The sequence below is a fragment of the Methylomonas sp. DH-1 genome (assembly GCF_046097555.1).
Lineage (GTDB): Bacteria > Pseudomonadota > Gammaproteobacteria > Methylococcales > Methylomonadaceae > Methylomonas > Methylomonas koyamae.
This window is the reverse complement of the sequence record NZ_CP143089.1, coordinates 1,991,459-2,011,361: the sequence shown is the minus strand read 5'-3', so window position 1 is coordinate 2,011,361 and position 19,903 is coordinate 1,991,459. Positions and strand designations below refer to the sequence as shown.

Sequence of the window (19,903 nt, the reverse complement as noted above, 5' to 3'; positions counted from 1 at the left end):
TACATGCGCTGGAAAAAGCTTGGGTTGATTTATGGGCCGGATGGCAAACTACCTTGGGCAAAGTCGCACGCGATGGTACCAACACCCATTCGCTTGAATGAAGAAGTTATTCGGGTATTTGTCACATTCTGTGACGAAAATGGCACTGGCAGACCTGGATTTGTAGACATATCGGCTAAAGACCCGCTTAAAGTGCTTAGAATCTCAGAGCAACCATTGCTTGATCTAGGCAAAGCAGGCACCTTCGATGAAAACGGACTTTTAGCGTGTTCTGTAGTAGACCTAGGCAATGGAGAAATGTACATGTATTACGTCGGCTTCGAACTAGGTACGAAAATTCGTTATCGTTTATTGACCGGCTTGGCGATCAGCCGCGATGGAGGCAATAGTTTCTCTCGACATTCCTCGATACCGATACTAGAGCGCAGTGCGAGCGAACTTTATTTTCGATGCGGCCCATATTGTGTCAAAGAAGAAGGCAAATTTCGACTTTGGTATGTGGCCGGCAGCGAATGGACAGTTCTTGATTGTAAGCCTATGCCAGTTTATGACATTCGCTATGCCGAATCCCAAGACGGCATATATTGGCCAGATCATGGTGAAGTTCAGCTCGCCATCACTGGAGAAGACGAACACGGCTTTGGCCGTCCATGCGTAATACCTAAACTTGACGGGGGCTACCGAATGTTCTACTCCGTTCGCTGTCGTAGCGCTAAAGCTTACCGATTAGGCTATGCTGAATCCATTGATGGACACAATTGGCAACGTAAGGATTCGGAGTTAAATCTCGACATTACGCCAGGAAGCTTTGACTCGGATGCAATCATGTACGCGACCCCGCTAGCAGTCGATGGCAAACTTTATGTGTTTTATAACGGCAATGACTTTGGTCGCGACGGCTTCGCTATCGCCATGCAGGAGACCGATTGAATATTAGTGTCAAACCATACGATGAAAATGACGCCGAGGCCTGGGATGCTTTTTGCGCTGGGTCGCTACAAGCGACACTATTACATACTCGCCGGTTTCTTTCGTATCATGGAAACCGTTTTTTGGATAGGTCATTAATTATCAAACAGGATGGTAAATGGCTAGGTCTTTTTCCGGCGGCATTAAACCCGCAAAATGAATCCTGTGTTGTTTCACACCCAGGCATTACCTATGGAGGCGTGGTACATAGAGGGGAACTACGCGGCGAACAAATGATTGCCGCGCTGAACGCAATTCGATATCACTATTCAATGCAGAGCTATCGCGAATTATTATATAAGGCGATACCTTCGTTCTATCATCAAGCGCCAGCTCAAGATGATCTATATGCTCTTTCCAGGCTCGGTGCGGAAAGAACTCGCTGCGATTTGAGCAGCACTATTGATTTACAACACCGTTTACCAGTAAGCCAGAGACGCCGGAGAAGCTTTAAAAAAGCCATTAAAGCCGGAGTTCAAATAGCCGCGGGCCACCAACTGCTCGGCCAACTTTGGGAGGTGTTGACCGACAACCTTGCACGCAAACATCGTACAAAACCAGTACATACCTATTCTGAAATGGCAAAGCTAGCAGAGCTTTTTCCAACTAGTATAGAGTGCATTGGTGGACGATTAGGTCAGAATCTCGTTGCAGGCGTGGTTTTATTCGAGACACCAACTACTTATCACTGTCAATACATTGCGTCCAGCGAATTAGGACACGAAGTTTCGGCATTGGACTTGATACTTGAACATTGCATCGCAAAAGCAACTCAGATGAACAAGCGCTGGTTCGACTTCGGTATTAGCAATGAAAGCCAAGGACAGATACTTAATCAAAGTCTATACCAGTTCAAAAATGAATTCGGTGCAGGTGGCGCAGTTCATGAGTTTTATCAATTGAATCTATAATCTTTATATACCCAAATGGCTTTGAATGATTGCAAATTAATAAATTTGCCGAAAATTACAGACCCGAGAGGCAATCTTTCGTTTATCGAAAGCGAAGTTCACGTTCCTTTTGACATTCAGCGCGTCTACTATCTATATGACGTTCCAGGTGGATCGGATCGCGGTTCTCATGCACATAAAAGTCTACACCAATTCATTGTGGCGATGTCTGGCAGTTTCGATGTCATACTTGATGACGGTGCGGAAAGTCAGCGCTTTCACTTGAACCGTTCCTATTATGGCTTATATGTTTGCCCAATGATGTGGCGATATCTGGATAACTTTTCGTCGGGCGCGGTCTGCATGGTTTTGGCGTCAGCACACTATAACGAGTCCGATTACATACGAGATTACGACGAATTCATCTCTCAAGCCAAACGTCTATGAATATCCCATTCTTGGATTTGAATCCTCTTCATCAAGAATTACGAGCTGAACTACAAAACGCGTTCGAACGCGTGCTAGATTCCGGCTGGTATATTCTCGGTCACGAAGTTGAACAATTTGAACATGAGTTTGCCGATTATTGCCAAGCTGATCATTGTGTTGGTGTCGGTAATGGACTTGACGCCTTGCATCTAATCTTGCGCGCTTATGGTATCGGCGACGGAGATGAAGTAATCGTTCCAGCCAATACTTATATAGCTACCTGGCTGGCAGTTAGTTATGCAGGCGCTACACCCGTGCCTGTTGAACCAGACGAACAAACCTACAACATAAATCCCTCTCTTATTGAGTCAGCCATTACGCCGCGCACCAAGGCGATCATCGCCGTACACCTTTATGGTCAACCAGCGAACATGAATGTTATCAATGCTCTCGCCACGACTCACAAACTCAAAGTCATCGAAGACGCCGCGCAAGCACATGGGGCAAAATATAGAGGCCAAAGAGTCGGCTCACTGGGCGATGCAGCAGGTTTTAGTTTTTACCCTGGCAAAAACTTAGGCGCACTTGGTGATGGCGGGGCCATTACCACCAACGACACCAATTTGGCTGACAAACTTCGAATACTTCGTAACTATGGATCAAGAGTCAAATATCTCAATGAAGTAAAAGGTTTTAATTCAAGACTGGATGAGTTACAAGCAGCGATGTTACGCGTGAAGCTGAAAAAGCTTGATGAATGGAACAGCAAACGCAAGGCCATCGCGCAAGTTTACTTGCATGAGCTAAAAAATAGCGCTCTACAGCTACCGAGTGTGCCGGATTGGGCCAATCCGGTATGGCATTTGTTTGTTGTTCGTTATCCTCTGCGAGATCAATTACGGCAAAAATTACAGGAAGCTGGTATCGGTACGATGATTCATTACCCAACCCCACCCCATCGTCAGACGGCATATGAGGAGTTGGGCTGTGCTATTAGTGTATTGCCGATTACCGAGCGAATACATCGAGAAGTCCTGAGTTTGCCGATAGGGCCGCATTTAGAGAAACACCAGTTAGAGGAAACGATACAGCTGATCAAGGAAGCTGTTTGTGCGTGAATTATGGAGCACCATTGCCCTCACCAGTGGCACAAAAATCTATTCAATGGTCATCAGTGTTCTTACGCTTTTTTTGACGGCACGATTATTGGGCCCGGCAGGACGTGGGCAAGTTGCTGCAATTATCACCTGGGTGAACATGTTTAATACATTCGCCTGTCTTAGCTTGGGCCAAGTCGCACTGCATCAAATGGCAAATGACCGGCAGCATCAACGATATGGCAATATATTAGGCAGTTTATCACTGTTGACTGTTCTGCTAACACTCACTTGTTGGCTCCTGGCATCGGGCTGGTATTTGACAGCCCCAGATACAGCATTCGCAGGACTTCCACTACTGCCTTTGGCCGTGTGTTTTTTGGGTCTACCTTTCATGCTCTGGGAATACTACGCCAGTTCGTTACTGATGGGGCTAGAGCAATTAAGCACCTACAACCGTTGGCAAGTAATCGGTCGCAGCGTGTCAATCATAGCCGTCTACGCCTTGGTTGGCGGGTTGGGATTAGGGGTTACTGGCGTTTTGGAAGCTGGGTTATTGGGACAAATAATTGTTGCGACCGGCAGCATGGGATTCCTGTTTACCTTCGCGCGCGAAAAAGGACTTACTTGTCGTCCTGAAAAAAGCGAACTCAAAGAACTATTAATCGGAGGAGCAAAGCTGCATCTCAATACCATAGGCTCCTTTCTTTTTACATCGGCGAATATCTTGATTTTAAATCAATACCATGGCCCAGAACAAACAGGCTATTTCCAATTAGCCACACAACTGCTCGGAGTATTGATGATCATTCCGCAAGCTGCCAGTATGGTCATTTTTGGTGAAGTCACTAGTCTGGGTCCAAATGGGGCTTGGCCAAACAATAAGCGAGTACTCATTCAAACCACTTCACTTATGACTATATTAAGCGTGTTTGCGGCGTATTGCGCGCCTTGGGGAATTACCTTGTTGGCTGGAGAATCGTTTCAACCGGCTGTAACTGCCTTTCAGTGGATGTCACTCGGCGTGATTGGCATGACATTTTCGACTGTTATGGCACCGCAATGGATTGGTCGAGGATACTTCTGGCAAGCAGCCGGACTAACAGTACTTGTAGGACTAATCAACTTAATCGCTAATTTCTGGCTAATACCCGCACATGGGATTCAAGGTGCAATTTATGCTTTTCTAGGCACCTATACGTTTTCGATCGTTGGAAATGGGATAATGGCCCTATATTGCAATAATGCTTCTGCCAGATAAACTTGATCTATGAATATAGCTGGGTTAGCAAAAAATATTGTTGATAATTTAAGAGCTCTTTCATTAGATTTGGCTAAAACAGATATTGAGACTGCATTATTAGTTGCGAATAGTTATGGCAAAACTCTTTCGGCTAATTATATTGGAATATTATCTGATAACGAATTCGAATTTCAACTAAGCGAATATTTTTCCGAATTACTGATAAATCGTAGGCATCAAGCTGATTATGATATTCTTCACCTGGTGACGACTGGCTATGCTTCTGGCGGGCATACACGAGTAGTTGAAAGATTTTTAAATGCTGGAACAGGGGATGGGATAGCCAGTCTTGATCCGTTACCTATTGATGTTATAAATGAGCTACCAACGAATGTAAAACTTTTTAATGGAGTTAAACAGCCAACCGGGTTAGCCACAATTTCAAAAATATTGGATATTGGGCTAAAATTTAAGAGCGTTATATTGCACATCCACCCAGACGATATTCTTAGCACAATAGCAGGAATACTTTTGGCAAAGCTGGATGTAAAGCTATTTATGTATAACCACGCAGATCACATGTTTAGCTTTGGGTATGGTGCAGCAGAAAGAATATTTGAAATCAGCAAATATGGTTGGATGTTGGGTGAAATGCGTGAAATCAAACATAAACAAAGTTATGTAGGAATTCCGGCACCAGAAATAAATATCATTAATAATAGCCATAAAAATAACAAGAAAGTCCATATTTTCATGGCAGGAAATAGCAATAAGTTTAAGCCTTGGGGAAGTTATAGCGTACCAGACTTTATAAACCAGGTTTACGAAAATGATTTTCTACGCGACAAAGTTAAGTTTTCACTTTGCGGCCCCACTGGCCGAGAGTACTACTGGAAAGAATTAAAAGCTGAAAATTTAGATAACGTCGAATTTTTAGGCTTGCAGCATCACAAGAAATTTATTGAACTACTTTCTGAGTCAGATTGCTATATTGATAGCTTCCCACAAGGAAACGGCACTGCATTTGTTGAATCCATTATGCTAAATATCCCCTCATTCGGACTAAATCTACTAGCAGGCTCTTCATATGCTGACTTACTACGATCTAATTCAACATCAGAAATAATTAACTCTTTGGTTGATTACATAAACAACAAAGACTTAATAAAAAACAATTTGATTAACGTTCGCAAAAATATAATAACCGAACAATCAATAGAAAACTGCTCAAATAGATTAACCTTGTCAATGAAAAAAGAAACATTTCTTATCCCCGACTACTTAGCATCCATGAACTACGTGCCTTTTTTCCATGAAAGACTCTGGAAAGACTCTGGAAGAATAATTATAGATTATGACTTACTATCAAAACTTTCATTAAGTAACAAACTGAAGCTCATTAAGTGCTGGAGCAATATATCATATTGTAATTACAATTCTCTGTTGACATATTTAGCAACAAGAATTAAATGCATTTTTCAGAATTTACTAAACCATATAACTACATGATAAAAAAAGCAGTTGCTATTTTATATAAAAAAGGACCATCGGAACTAATAAAATTTATATTTTTTTATATTATTAGAAGAAACCCGCATCAGGCAAAATCTTTTTCGCACTTAAAATATTTTCTGAAAGAAAAAATCGGCTTTGAAATTGGAGGACCAAGCGCTGTTTTTATGAAAAATGGGATTTTTCCTGTTTATCAAATTGCTGACAGAATTGATAATTGTAATTTTAGAAGCAAAACTATCTGGGAAGGAAATATTAAAGATGGACAAACATTTTTCTTTAACCTTAAAAAAGCACCTGGCCGACAATTTTTTTCCGAGGCAACTGATTTAGACGTCATTGAATCAGACTCTTATGATTTTATATTGTCATCACATGTACTCGAACATTGTGCAAACCCTATACTGGCCCTATCAGAATGGACTAGACTACTAAAGGAAAACGGATTACTGATTATCTTTCTTCCACGCAAAGATCACACTTTTGATCATCGGCGACCAATAACAACGATGGAGCATCTTATATCTGATTTCATCACCAACATCAGAGAAGATGATCTCACGCATATGCCTGAAATCCTTGCGCTTCATGACTTAGAGCTTGACCATGCCGCCGGCGATTTCGACTCTTTTAAGTCTCGCTCCCTGCAAAATTTTGAGAACCGCTGTTTCCACCATCATGTATTTGACACAGAGCTAATAGCCAAACTTGTGGATTATATGAACCTTCAAATCATAGCCTTAGAAATAATCCCCCCTATACACCTTTTGATTGTCGCAAAAAAAATATCGAAGGAGCTAATTAACAACTCAATATACACATTTAAATAATTAGTTGCCCCTGAAAAGCCCTAAAATTTCCACTAACACATTGAAATAAAATAAGTAATCTAATTAAGAAGCGGGCAATAATTGCAAGAAAGGGGTAAAATAGCTATTAATTTCTTGCAAATTTTTATTCAAAATGAAGCCAAAATCCCAAGAAACGAGTGGTCAAATCGATCTATTCAACACACCGCTAGCCGACCTGTTAAACCCAAAACACGAGCTTTACCAACTGGCTAATCTGATCGATTGGAAAGTCCTGGATGATGCCTTTGGCGAGTTCTTTACCGAGAATCAAGGTGCGCCTGCCTTGCCCACGCGACTGATAGCGGGACTTCATTACCTCAAACATGCCTTCGCACGCTCCGATGAAGCGGTGGTCGCGCAATGGCTGGAAAATCCGTACTGGCAATACTTTTGCGGCGAAGCGTATTTCCAACACCAGATGCCTTGCCACCCCACATCACTGACCTATTGGCGGAAACGGATTGGCGAAGCCGGTTGTGAATGGATGTTATCGGTGACGATTCAGGCTGGCGTAGATAGCAAGACCGTGAACAAGCAGGATTTTGAATCGGTGACGGTCGATAGCACGGTGCAAGAGAAAGCCATCACGTATCCGACCGATGGGAAGTTGTACGAACGCTGTCGCCAGCACCTGGTCCGCTTGGCTGAGCAGCATGAGATTTCGCTACGGCAGAACTACAACCGTAAAGCTCCGTATTTGCTGCTAATGGCGAACCGGTACAGTCATGCCAAGCAAATGAAGCGCAAACGCAAAATGCTCAAGCAGTTAAAGACTTTGGTCGGCCGAGTGTATCGAGATATTGAACGTCAATTGGACAATCAATCCGACGCCGTCAAAGGTGCGTTCAAAGAGACCCTGGAGAAGACCCAACGGATTCTGAATCAGCAACCCCAGGATAAAAACAAACTGTACAGTTTTCACGCCCCGGAAGTGGAATGCATTGCCAAAGGCAAAGTCCACAAGAAATATGAATTCGGCGTCAAAGTGGGTATCACGGTTACCAATAAAAGCAATTTCGTACTGGGCGCTCGTAGCTTTCCTGGTAATCCCTATGATGGACACACCCTGGAATCCTGTCTGGAACAGGCAGAAATACTGAGCGGTACGCGCGCCAAAGAAGCGTTTGTCGACTTGGGTTATCGTGGCGTCGAGCTGCCCGGGGTCACGATTTACAAAGCCCGGCAAAAACGCGGCGTGGATACACGACGACTCAAACGCGCACTCAAACGTCGCAACGCTATCGAACCGATCATCGGCCACCTAAAGAACGACGGATTATTGGGGCGCAACTACCTGAAAGGCGAACTGGGCGATGCGTTGCATGCCATCCTGTGCGGTGCCGGCCATAACATCCGTTTGATCCTCAGGCGGTTGAGGATTTTTTGGTCTCGTTTTTGGGCGCTACTGTCACGACTTGGGATGACTTCATCAGTCGAGCATTTTTTATCGTTCGCATGAGAGCGGTCGTCTCTGAACAATTTCGGCTTTTTCAGGGACGACGAATTAAGAGAATCACTTTCAGTAGCTCTTTTTTCAAGCCTAGTAATTTCTAGATAAGATATCGAACGAGGAAGAAAAAAAACATCTGCGACATTAATTTGTGGATTATTTTTGAAGCCATATCCGATAAATATTCCGCCAAAAATTACGGCACCCCAAATTTAAACGATTAGCATAAATGTCACAGCATTACGTTAGCACCAAAATATATTGAAAAAGTAGCATAAATATTTTATTGACATCTAATTTATAATTTCTTACAAGAGACTCAACAACGTAGCGTGAAAAAAGAAATTCAATTAAAAAAAAATCCAATAGTTGCAGTTTATTCAAAAAACACCACCACTCACGCATGCTCTGTTATTAGACTTTTACAACCAATGTTGGCTTGTAATTGGAAAATAATTTGGAACACTGAAAGAGACTGCTTAAATAAAATATTTGACATCAACACGACAAAAAATGCTGACCTAATTGTTATTCAAAGAGAATTTCCAAGCAAAAAAACATCTGAAATATTATCAATTTTATTAAAGCTAGATATTCCCATCATATACGACATCGACGACTTACTTCTTGATGTTCAACCAAGTCACGAACGATTCTTTTATTATAAAAAGATTTCACCTTATATCAAATGGGTTATAAAAGAAGTTGACTTGGTCACTGTTTCAACAATATCATTAAAAAATGAGCTAACCCCGCACACGAATCGCCCAATACTTGTAAATCAAAATCTCGTAAATTACAATTTATTTTTTAACACTGCTAGGCCACGCGGCGATAAGTTCAACATATTAATATCTGGAACATCTACCCATCAAAATGATTGGACTATTATTAGAGAACCCATTTTAGAGATACTAAAATCATATAATGACCAAGTTCGTATTATTTTTTTTGGAGATACTATCAAGGATTTTATTAGACACAAATCAGTTAGCATTGTCAAATTTGAACCAAACTATAACACTTATGCCGCGCAATTAAAAAGTCTGAATATAAATATAGCACTAACCCCCCTAATAAATAACAAATTCAATCAATGCAAAAGCAATATTAAATGGCTTGAATATTCCGCAGCAGGAATCCCAGGCGTTTATAGCGATATTGCCCCATATAACTCATGCATTATTGATAAAAAAAATGGATTATTAGCACAAAACAACCCAGAATCATGGTTTTTTGCAATAGCCAACCTATTCAACAACCAAGAAAAAGCAAATGAAATAATAAAAAACGCGCAAAAAGAAGTGCTTGAAAAATATTCAATCACTAATTGTGCGGACAAATATTTATTATCAATTCAAAACAAGTTAGGTCACAAAAAATCAGTTAGGAATTTTTCACAAACCCCACCTAAATATACTTTCTTAAGTAGCGTATACAGCATAACCGATAGAATATTAAGGGTATTTAATAAGTTTTGAATAATTTAAAGCTAATTTATTATTAATTGATTGCTTTTAAACACCACAATCATCTCCAACCTCTTACAAACTTATGTGAGTTTTTACAGATTATAATGTATTTATTAACATACGATTTATGTAACAATAAGCGCTTAACAACAAATCGCCATGCAGTAAAATAGCGAGATTTCAGAAACGATGGCGGTAGCGAGGGAATGCGGGCAGAACCCATAGAATTAAGCGAAGGTGAACGAGAGCAACTACAGCAAATCGTTAAGAAAGGCAGAGATTGGCGAGAGCGGGAGCGCGCACAAACCATTTTGATGTTATCGGAGGGGCAAACCGTTGTCGCTATTGCAGAGCGTCAAGGCGTGAAGCCGGAAGCGATTCGCGAGCGGCGCCGGAAGTGGTGGAAAACAGGACTGAACAGTTTGCCGGATCAGCCGCGCAGTGGTGCGCCGAGTAAGTTGACAGACGCGCATCGAAGCCAATTGAAAGAATGGATTGGTGCGGAACCTCTGACCTGCCGGGTATTGGTCAGTCGTCTAACGACGGAATGCGGAGTAGCGATTAGCGCTAGCACCTTGCGCAATGAGCTAAAACGCATGGGCTACGTGTGGAAGCGCACCCGATACAGTTTAAAAAAAGCGCGATCCCGAGCGCTTTGAGCAAGCACAGCGAGACATCGCAGAGCTGATCAAGCAAGCCGAAGCAGGCGAAATTGAACTGGCCTATGTGGATGAAGCCGGGTTTGCACCACAACCGCCGAATCGCTCAGCTTGGACGAAAAGTGGCGAGGTACATACCGTCACCGCAAAGCGAGCTCAACGCATGAATGTGATTGGAGCTATGCTGTCATCGGGCAGCTTAATGCTGGCTAAACTATGGCATAGCGTAAATGGACTCTGGTTCTTTGGTTTTCTGATGGCTTTGATCGAACGTATCAGCAAACCCTTGGTGGTGATACTGGATAATGCGTCGATTCATACCGCCAAGAAACTGAAGCCCCATTGGGATTTATTAGAAGAAAAAGGCATGCGATTTTATTTCCTGCCGCCCTACAGTCCCGAACTGAATCGGATTGAATTGCTCTGGCATAAGATGAAATATGAATGGCTACCTTTCAAAACATTTACGCCGGACGAACTTGAGCAAGCCATTGACGAAATTGGTCATGGGTTTGGCTCACAATACACGTTAACTTTTTGCTAGTCGCTTACATCTGTTTTCAAAGCTATAAAATACTACTAAAGATTAGAAATAGACCACCATAACCATGCTTATACAGCCAATTATTTCCATATGCATTCCCGTGTATAACGGAGCAAAGTTCCTCCAGGAAACATTAGATTCAATTTCAAGACAGAGCTATACTAATATTGAGATAATCATTGTCGACGACAACTCTACCGACAACAGTAGCATTATTATAAATAAATTCAATAGTGATATTTATAAAACCATTAAACACAAAAATGATTCAAATATTGGGCTTCACGCAAACTGTGAAAAATGCATCTCTCTTGCAAATGGAGATTGGATAAAGTTTGTTTTTCAAGACGATATTTTAGATAAAAAATGTATAGAGGAATTATTCAATACCGCAAAAAAAACAGACTCACAAATAATCTGTGGAAATAAAAGTTACTTATTTTTTGATAACCCGCCACTGAGAAAAATAATATCGTATAAGCATATTGAACTTATAAACAAAATCTTCACCAACAATTTTGAAAAAATACCACAAACACGTGTGTCTGATTTTTTTACCAAGTACTTATTAGGCAACTTCCTTGGCGAACCATCTTGCTTTTTAATTAAAAAAACAATCATCGACAAGTACGGTGGATTCAACCCGAATTTAACCCAACTGCTTGACTACGAATTTTACGCACGGACAACTCTCAATGAGGGACTTGCTTACAGCAACAAAGCGTATATATATTTCCGCGTGCACGCCAACTCAGAAACATATCGTAATACAAAAGAAAACTTATTTCGCTCTCGCGATATTGAATATATCTTAATGCTGTTGATTATTAAAAATAACGCGCATTATAAGAACTTCTTGAAATTTTTAGACCGCATCTATTTATCAAGCTATATCAACTCATTACTTGTCATCAGAGCAAAGCGCGCACAGTGTTTAGCCAAAAAAAGCAATAACAAGACTAAATCAATCTGGAACAAAGCTGTTGGCGACCATCCAGAGATTATTAAATATATAAAAAAACCATTAGTTAAAAATCTTATATTATTAACACTATGCACTCTCTGGATAAACATCCGCCACGCACTAATATTAATAAGATTTCCTGATTACCCACGACTCTCAGCAACTTACGAGTAAGTGACTAGTCCAATGAAAGCCATGAATTGACAGGAGATCGTGCGGTAATCCCCCCATTTTTAGTTGATCCTAAAAGTAGAGGTTAAGCGGCAAGAGCCAATTTTTGTTTGGGTGTTATACCGCCGATGGCCATGTTAGGGCGTTCATGATTGTAGGTCCATAACCAGCGTTCAGCAAAATCTTGAACCTGCCGGATCGATTCAAATAGGTATTGGGCGATCCTTTCGTAGCGCACGGTTCGGTTATAGCGCTCCACATAGGCATTCTGTTGAGGGTTCCCCGGTTGGAATAGTCGATCCGAACACCGTGTCGTTCAGCCCAAGATTTTAACGTTTCGCTGATGTATTCCGGTCCATTATCACAGCGAATGACACCGGGTTTTCCCCGCCATTTATGCCCTATGGATACTCGATGATGCGATCCAAGGTTCGGGTGACCCGCAGAGCCGGTAAGGAGAAATCCGCTTCAATCCCTAAGCCTTCCCGATTAAAGTCATCGATGACGTTGAGCAAACGGAAAGCCCTTCCGTCAGCCAGTTGATCATGCATGAAATCCATCGACCACACGGCATGGATGTGATCCGGGACCGTCAAGGGTTGCGGGGTTTCCCGTACCAAGCGCTTCTTGGGCTTGATGCGCAGGTTGAGCTCCAGTTCCCGGTAAATCCGATAGACCCGTTTGCGATTCCAGCAAAAGCCTTTACGTTGCGCAAATATAAAAAACATAATCCAAATCCCCAGGTACGGTGCGTGGCGGTCAGGCGTCGCAGCCAGTCGGCAATTTCGGCGTTTTCGGTCGAGAGCTTTGACTGATAGCGATAACCGCTTGGGCTGATGCCTAAGGCCAGACAGACCAGTCGTACACTGGCCCGCTTGGCCTGGAGCAGGTTCTGCGGCATCTCGCGTCGGCAAGATGGCGTTAGGCCTTTTTTTCCAGCGCCTCCTTGATGATTTCGGCTTTCAGCCGTTCTTCGGCATACATTTTCTTCAGCCGCCGGTTTTCGTCTTCCAGTTCTTTCAGGCGAACCATCAAGGACGCATCCATACCGCCATATTTGGAACGCCATTTGTAAAACGTAGCTGAACTAATGCCGTGTTCACGGCAGATCTCCGGCACCGGTGCACCGGCTTCGGCTTGTTTCAAAATCCCCAGAATCTGGCTGCCTCTAAATCTTGAGGTCTTCATGTAAAACTTCCTCCGTCTGTTACGAGAAAATTCTACTTTTACAGGATGCTTTTTTCAGGGGGGATTACCGTGCCATGAAAAAGAATCCGATCCAATTTCAAAAAGGCTTCAGTTTGACGGACTTCATGAAGCGAAATCCAGTGCGCCGAAGCGCTGTTCAGGCTCGCTGGCCGTCCGGCTTTCAATGCCCTGGCTGCGGTGGTCGCCGTTATAGCGTGATCAAGACCCGCCACTTGTATCAATGCACGACCTGCCGCCGCCAAACATCGTTGATCAGCGGGACGTTGTTCGAACAAACTAAGCTACCGCTTACGGTGTGGTTTCTGGCTATCCATTTACTGACGCAAGCCAAAACCTGTTTGTCCGCCTTGGCCTTGAAGCGGCAAATTGGTGTGTCCTACAACAGCGCCTGGGGTCTCAAGCGCAAGATCATGCAGGCCATGCAAGAGCGGGATGAACGTACACCGCTGACCGGCATCATTCAACTCGATGACGTCTATTGGGGCGGCGAGCATCGGGGTGGAAAACGCGGTCGAGGCTCCCAAAACAAGACACCATTTGTCGCGGCAGTGGCGCTAAACAAGGAACACCATCCCATCGCGATGAATTTGAATGTCGTCAAAGGCTTCCGCAACAGCGAAATCAAACGCTGGGCCGGCAAACATCTTGAGCCGGGTAGCCTGGCGTATTCCGACGGTCTAGCCTGTTTTTCCGCCGTGCTCGATCACGGCTGTCACCATTACAGCATCGTTACCGGCGGTGGCCCGAACAGCGTGACTAAAGAAGAATTCGCCTGGGTCAACACCATGATCGGCAATGTGAAGCGCTCAATCAACGGCGCTTACCATGCCATCAACTCCAACCATTTGCCTCGCTATCTGGCCGAGTTTTGTTATCGCTTTAACCACAGATTCGATCTGAAAACCATCATGCCCCGGTTCCTCATCGCTGCGGCGAATACGCCGCCTATGCCGGGCCGCTTGCTCAAATTGGCTGGGGCTTATCAGGTTGGTGAAAAACTCTTTTTTACAACCAATAGAGTCTATATTTAGTGTCGACAGGCTGATCTTTATACTAAATAAAGGCCCGATCCATCTGAATTAGTGACCAGAACATGGTTTTTCACCAACCTGTTATGGGTAATCAGGTAAGATTTTAAGTTTTTATAACATAAAAACCTGTATAGACACCAAACTCCAACCATCAATCCCCAGACAAAAGTCCATCACGAATCCCATTTATAATACTACATCTTTGATTTCTCCTATCTCTATCAAAAGTCGAAAAATAAAAAAAAGTAAATATAATCTTTAATGCCGCATTAACCCCCCATAAAATGGGCGTATATTTTGATTTAGATAGTCGAATCGCGTTCCGTACTATCGTATAGTGGCGTTCCGGGGATCTACGCGGCATGTACATCCAGCCGAATAACCAATAACGACACACACTGTCTCCCATATAGTGTATAAGATGACGCTTACTACACAACCCATAGCATTTAAGACCTAAATATCTGGCTCTCATATACCAGTCTGTTTCCACGTGATCTATAAAAAAATCTTCGCGAAAAGGACCTACAGCTTCCCAGTGCCTCAAAAAAATAAGACTGCCTGACGAATTAAGAAATTCACATTTAATGAGATTTTCGCCGTTACTTCCACACCCAACTTTTTTCCAAACACCCCATTTAAGCGAGGCAAACTTGACATAACTATTTGATCTCGGGTCATACAAGCGTGGACCGATCGCAACCGTTTGCGGCTCAATCTTCGAAAGCATATTTGCTGCGTCTAACACTTCCTCAAGCAAACCATCCTGAGGAATACTATCTTGATCTAACAAAAGCGCATATTTATGATTATCCTCCATCGCTTGATTGACGCCGATATTTAACGCTTTCGCAATACCATAGTTTTTTTCCAAACAAATCAATTTAATCTTATCAGAATACCGCTTAGACAACTCCCTTACATAACTAGTCGAATCATTGGAATGCCAATTGTCAATAATATAAATTGATACAGCCGACTTCAACAATTGTAAAATCATGGAATAAAATATATTCCTATCTGGATTGTATGTAACTATTACGCAAGCTATCTCAGCTTCGATACTTTCTTTAACTTCAAAACTCATTTGTCTCGTACCGAATTTGACTCTCCGTATAAATTAATGAATTTATCAGATATTGTTAGCCAGTCATAATCTTGTGCGGCTTTGAATGCCTTTTTGCCCAAGGTCTCTCGTAATTTCTTATCGTTAAGTAGTTGTTCAATGGCGGCGACAATTTCACTAGGTTTTCCTGGATTTATCAGGAGTCCAGTTTCTCCATGAGCTATGACAGAGCTAATTCCGCCCACATTAGTTGTAATTATCGGTAAGCGGCTTGCCATCGCTTCCAAGAGCATTACTCCTTGACCTTCAGTGTCACCTTGCTTATCGGTAATGGATGGAGCGATGAAAATATCGGCAGCAGCGTAATATTCAGGTAATTGCTGGTTTGGTATACGTCCCCAAAAACGGATCGGATTTGCAGTTTGAATGCCCATTGCCAAAGTTTCGAGTTTTTTACGTTCAGTTCCATCGCCAATAATCCATAACTCGGTTTGTTCCCGTAATATCTCTGAAAGCAAGGCGTAGGCTTTTAATAAATCCACCACACCTTTTTTTTCAACCAAACGCCCGACGAACAATAATATTAGCTTTTGCGAATCCCGCCCATTAAGCAACGCGTTGCCGTTACCGGCGGCAAACTTTTTGCAGTCGATACCCATCGGAATGATATGCGATTTTGGCAAATCGGACCCAACGGCAGCGGCTGTCGCCTTTGTATTGCTGGTCCACACCTCGCAATTTTTGATTGTCCAACGTTTGATGCTTCCAAGCAGACTTCCCTTTAGCGCAAATGCATCCCCTCCATGAGCGGTAACAATCACGGGAGTTTTGAACAATTTGCCTAACACTACAGCCACCGTGCCCTGCGGAAAAATCCAGTGAGCGTGTATCAATGATGGCTGCTGAACCAGCATAATCCACGCCGCAGTAATAAACATGGATAGAATGAAAAAAGGGATCTGAAATAGCAACCATGGCGCGGCATGCAAGTTGGGTAAAATCCCGGAACCGTAGGCTAACATTTGCCGTTTACGCGGCCAAAAATAGCGAAAATGGTGAAGGACTATACCGTTGGGCTGCGTAGTTGTTTGAACATCCGGATGATCCGGAGAAAGGATCTGCAGATTAATTTTTTGTTTTACCAATGCTTCGGCTAAATAGCGCAGGAAAACCGATGCACTGTCGTCTTTACTGCGAGGATAACTTGATGTGAGCCAAAGTACCTTAATCGGCTGGTCCTTGGCTGACTGAGCACTCATACAGAGTTTTGGCGCTAATGCACCAAACTCAACAACACCCCTGCCGCTACCGCCGAGCCGATCACGCCGGCTACGTTCGGTCCCATCGCGTGCATCAACAGGAAGTTGTGCGGATTGCTTTCCAGACCGATTTTGTTGGCGACGCGAGCCGCCATCGGTACCGCGGAAACCCCCGCCGCACCGATTAACGGGTTGATCGGCGTCGAGCTGAACCGGTTCATGATTTTAGCCATGATGACGCCGCTGGCAGTACCGATGGCGAATGCGACCGCACCAAGGCCGAGAATACCCAAGGTTTGCACTTTCAAAAACGCCTCGGCGCTAAGTTTGGATCCGACCGACAACCCGAGAAATATGGTGACGATGTTGATCAACTCGTTCTGCGCGGTCTTGCTTAAACGATCCACCACCCCGGTCGCATTCATCAAGTTACCCAGGCAAAACATACCGACCAGCGGCGCCGCCGATGGCAATAATAACGCAGTCAACATCAACAGCATCAACGGAAATACCACTTTCTCGGCCTTGCCGACTGTCCGCAGTTGCTGCATCTCAATGCGACGCTCGTCCTCGCTGGTCAACGCCCGCATGATCGGTGGCTGGATCAGTGGCACCAGCGCCATATAAGAATACGCAGCGACGGCAATGGCACCCAATAATTCGGGCGCCAGCTTGGAGGCGACGTAAATCGCGGTCGGGCCGTCGGCACCGCCGATGATCGCAATCGCCGCCGCTTCTTTCAAGCTGAACGCCATGCCCGGCACGGCATTCAAGGCCAGCGCGCCGAACAGCGTGGCGAAGATGCCGAATTGGGCGGCTGCACCGAGAAACAGCGTTTTCGGATTGGCCAGCATAGGCCCGAAATCGGTCATCGCCCCGACGCCCATGAAAATCAACAACGGAAATACGCCGGCCTTGATGCCGCCATACATGTAATAAAGGATGCCGCCTTCGTCTATCATCCCGGCAACCGGAATATTGCTCAGTACGGCGCCGAAACCGATAGGCAACAACAATAGCGGCTCGAAGCCTTTTCTGATCGCCAGATACAACAACACAAACCCGACCGCCATCATGATGATTTGCGGCTGGGTAATGTTGTAAATACCGGTGCTTTCCCACAATAGTCTGAGATTTTCCATGGCTTGATTTATTCGATTGGGTTGGCTGGCAACAAGGCTAAGGCATGCGGTCGAGTTTAGTTTGGCTATCCGGCTACCGCGCTGGGGCAACCGGAGCAAACCAACTATGAGGCGGTTACAACGTGACCAGAACGTCGCCTACCGCAACTGAATCGCCTTGGCGCACGTTGACCGCGCTGACGATACCGGCGACTTTGGCCCGAATCTCGGTTTCCATTTTCATCGCTTCCATGATTAACACGACGTCGCCTTCGGAAAGATGGGAACCGACGTTGACGTTCACTTTCAATACTACGCCGGCCAATGGCGATTCGACCACGCCGCTGCCGCTGACGATGGGGGCTGTCGAAGCCAGCATCGGACCGTTTTCCGATGCCGAGGACGGTTCCACCACTATTTCGCCGTTGCCCGGCGCGATTGCGACGTGGTAATTTTTGCCGTCCACATTCACGGTGTAGGTTTCGGCCTCGACCGCGGTTTTAACGGCAGCCGGTACCGAAACGGGGGCGGGTTCCAGACCCGGTGCCGGCTCGAATGAGGCAGGATTGCCCCGGTTTTGGATGAATTTCCAACCCACTTGCGCGAACAGCCCGTCGATCAGCGCGTCTTCTTCAACGTTATCGGCCAGCTTGACGCCGTCGGCCTGGGCTTTGGCCTGGACTTCGGCCACCAATTTGCTCATTTCCGGCTCCAACAAATCCGCCGGACGGCAACTGATAGGCTCGGCACCGTTCAATACTCGCGCCTGTAATTCTTTATCGACAGGTGCCGGAGTTGCGCCGTACTCGCCGCGCAGCACGCCGGCAGTCTCTTTGCTGATCGTTTTGTAACGCTCGCCGGCCAAAACATTCAATACCGCCTGGGTACCGACAATTTGCGACGTCGGCGTCACCAGCGGGATGTAGCCCAAGTCTTTGCGCACCAATGGAATTTCCTGCAGTACCGCGTCGAAACGGTCGGCCGCACCCTGCTCCTTCAATTGGCTTTCCATATTGGTCAGCATTCCGCCCGGTACTTGCGATACCAAGATCCGGCTATCCACGCCTTTCAAGCTACCTTCGAACTGCGCATATTTCTTCCGCACCTCGCGAAAATAAGCGGCGACTTTCTCCAGTCTGGCCAAATCCAGACCGGTATCGCGCTTTTGGCCGGCCAATGCCGCGACGATGGTTTCGGTCGGGGTGTGGCCGTAAGTCATACTCAACGAAGAGATCGCGGTATCGATATTATCGACGCCGGCTTCGATGGCTTTGATACAAGTAGCAACGCTCAAGCCGGTGGTGGCATGGCAATGCAGATGGACCGGAATCGCGACAGCCTTCTTCAATTTACCGATCAGATCGTAGGCGTCGTAAGGGGTCAGCAAGCCGGCCATGTCTTTGATGCAGATCGAATGCGCACCCAGGTCCTCAATCAGCTTGCCCTGCTCCACCCACTTCTTGGTGGTATGTACCGGGCTGGTAGTGTACGAAATGGTACCTTGGGCATGGGCATCGGTATTCAGCACCGCCTTGATGGCTCTTTCGATATTGCGCATATCGTTCATCGCATCGAAAATTCGGAATACGTCAATACCGTTGACCACGCAACGCTCGACGAATTTGTCGACCACGTCGTCGGCGTAATGGCGGTAACCCAGGATATTTTGGCCGCGGAACAGCATTTGCTGCGGCGTGTTGGGCATGGCTTTCTTCAGCAAGCGCAATCTTTCCCACGGGTCCTCGCCCAAATAGCGAATGCAAGCGTCGAAGGTCGCGCCACCCCAGGATTCGATAGACCAATAACCGATCTGGTCGAGTTGCCCGCAAATCGGCAACATGTCTTCGATACGCAGCCTGGTCGCCAGAATTGACTGATGGGCGTCGCGTAATACCACCTCAGTAATTCCCAGGGGCTTGTTTACCTTTTCCACTCTTTACTCTCCTAATGACTTTTTTGGGTCGTA

17 protein-coding genes and 1 pseudogene are annotated in these 19,903 nt (G+C 44.9%); 13 read left to right on the top strand and 5 right to left on the bottom strand.

Translation table 11 applies throughout. From position 1 onward, the window contains the following. Positions 1-3 precede the first annotated feature (3 nt). The 12 genes from VXJ35_RS09480 (at position 4) to VXJ35_RS09425 (ending at position 12,254) form a co-directional block, all read left to right on the top strand. A complete protein-coding gene (locus tag VXJ35_RS09480) occupies positions 4-930 on the top strand; it encodes a hypothetical protein (RefSeq protein WP_064021348.1) in 927 nt (308 codons plus the stop codon). After that, entirely contained in the window at positions 927-1,880 is a 954-nt protein-coding gene (locus VXJ35_RS09475; protein ID WP_064021347.1) for a GNAT family N-acetyltransferase, read from the top strand. Before VXJ35_RS09480 ends, VXJ35_RS09475 begins: the two co-directional genes overlap by 4 nt. A 15-nt stretch (positions 1,881-1,895) precedes the next feature. After that, positions 1,896-2,306 (top strand): FdtA/QdtA family cupin domain-containing protein, encoded by a 411-nt coding sequence (locus VXJ35_RS09470; protein WP_082880864.1) that lies wholly within the window; start codon positions 1,896-1,898, stop codon positions 2,304-2,306. Further along, entirely contained in the window at positions 2,303-3,406 is a 1,104-nt protein-coding gene (locus VXJ35_RS09465) for a DegT/DnrJ/EryC1/StrS aminotransferase family protein (protein WP_064021346.1), read from the top strand. Before VXJ35_RS09470 ends, VXJ35_RS09465 begins: the two co-directional genes overlap by 4 nt. Beyond that, positions 3,399-4,646 carry a lipopolysaccharide biosynthesis protein gene (locus VXJ35_RS09460; RefSeq protein WP_064021345.1) on the top strand — a complete coding sequence of 416 codons (1,248 nt, stop codon included), beginning with the start codon at positions 3,399-3,401 and terminating at the stop codon, positions 4,644-4,646. Before VXJ35_RS09465 ends, VXJ35_RS09460 begins: the two co-directional genes overlap by 8 nt. Before the next feature lie 9 nt (positions 4,647-4,655). Further along, positions 4,656-6,137: a glycosyltransferase gene (locus VXJ35_RS09455; protein ID WP_157198130.1), complete on the top strand. Its 1,482-nt coding sequence runs from the start codon at positions 4,656-4,658 to the stop codon at positions 6,135-6,137. Further along, complete coding sequence (locus tag VXJ35_RS09450; RefSeq protein WP_064021343.1) at positions 6,134-6,970, top strand: methyltransferase domain-containing protein; 837 nt, start codon at positions 6,134-6,136, stop codon at positions 6,968-6,970. Before VXJ35_RS09455 ends, VXJ35_RS09450 begins: the two co-directional genes overlap by 4 nt. A 133-nt stretch (positions 6,971-7,103) precedes the next feature. Then, a complete protein-coding gene (locus tag VXJ35_RS09445) occupies positions 7,104-8,450 on the top strand; it encodes an IS5 family transposase (protein WP_064020771.1) in 1,347 nt (448 codons plus the stop codon). Positions 8,451-8,773: 323 nt separating this feature from the next. After that, positions 8,774-9,922 (top strand): glycosyltransferase, encoded by a 1,149-nt coding sequence (locus tag VXJ35_RS09440; RefSeq protein ID WP_157198129.1) that lies wholly within the window; start codon positions 8,774-8,776, stop codon positions 9,920-9,922. 197 nt (positions 9,923-10,119) lie between these two features. Beyond that, positions 10,120-10,572, top strand: coding sequence for a helix-turn-helix domain-containing protein (locus VXJ35_RS09435; protein WP_064021341.1), 453 nt, complete (start codon positions 10,120-10,122; stop codon positions 10,570-10,572). A 16-nt stretch (positions 10,573-10,588) separates the two neighbouring features. Continuing rightward, positions 10,589-11,116: an IS630 family transposase gene (locus VXJ35_RS09430; protein ID WP_157198128.1), complete on the top strand. Its 528-nt coding sequence runs from the start codon at positions 10,589-10,591 to the stop codon at positions 11,114-11,116. 64 nt (positions 11,117-11,180) lie between these two features. Further along, complete coding sequence (locus VXJ35_RS09425) at positions 11,181-12,254, top strand: glycosyltransferase (RefSeq protein ID WP_064021340.1); 1,074 nt, start codon at positions 11,181-11,183, stop codon at positions 12,252-12,254. Positions 12,255-12,336: 82 nt separating this feature from the next. Here the strand turns inward: VXJ35_RS09425 and VXJ35_RS09420 are convergent. Next, a pseudogene (locus tag VXJ35_RS09420) lies at positions 12,337-13,439 on the bottom strand (IS3 family transposase). Positions 13,440-13,513: 74 nt separating this feature from the next. On the opposite strand from VXJ35_RS09420, the gene VXJ35_RS09415 reads away from it, so the two are divergent. Then, a complete protein-coding gene (locus VXJ35_RS09415; RefSeq protein WP_064021338.1) occupies positions 13,514-14,491 on the top strand; it encodes an IS1595 family transposase in 978 nt (325 codons plus the stop codon). Positions 14,492-14,642: 151 nt separating this feature from the next. Here VXJ35_RS09415 and VXJ35_RS09410 read toward each other — a convergent pair whose 3' ends face one another. The 4 genes from VXJ35_RS09410 to oadA form a co-directional block, all read right to left on the bottom strand. Further along, positions 14,643-15,578, bottom strand: a complete 936-nt coding sequence (locus VXJ35_RS09410) for a glycosyltransferase family 2 protein (protein WP_064021337.1) — start codon at positions 15,576-15,578, stop codon at positions 14,643-14,645. Next, positions 15,575-16,816, bottom strand: a complete 1,242-nt coding sequence (locus VXJ35_RS09405) for a glycosyltransferase (protein ID WP_064021336.1) — start codon at positions 16,814-16,816, stop codon at positions 15,575-15,577. Before VXJ35_RS09405 ends, VXJ35_RS09410 begins: the two co-directional genes overlap by 4 nt. Positions 16,817-16,830: 14 nt before the next feature. Continuing rightward, positions 16,831-17,958, bottom strand: a complete 1,128-nt coding sequence (locus VXJ35_RS09400) for a sodium ion-translocating decarboxylase subunit beta (RefSeq protein WP_064021335.1) — start codon at positions 17,956-17,958, stop codon at positions 16,831-16,833. Positions 17,959-18,073: 115 nt separating this feature from the next. Further along, on the bottom strand, positions 18,074-19,870 hold the full coding sequence (gene oadA / locus VXJ35_RS09395; RefSeq protein ID WP_064021334.1) for a sodium-extruding oxaloacetate decarboxylase subunit alpha: 1,797 nt from the start codon (positions 19,868-19,870) through the stop codon (positions 18,074-18,076). Between the last annotated feature and the right edge of the window lie 33 nt (positions 19,871-19,903).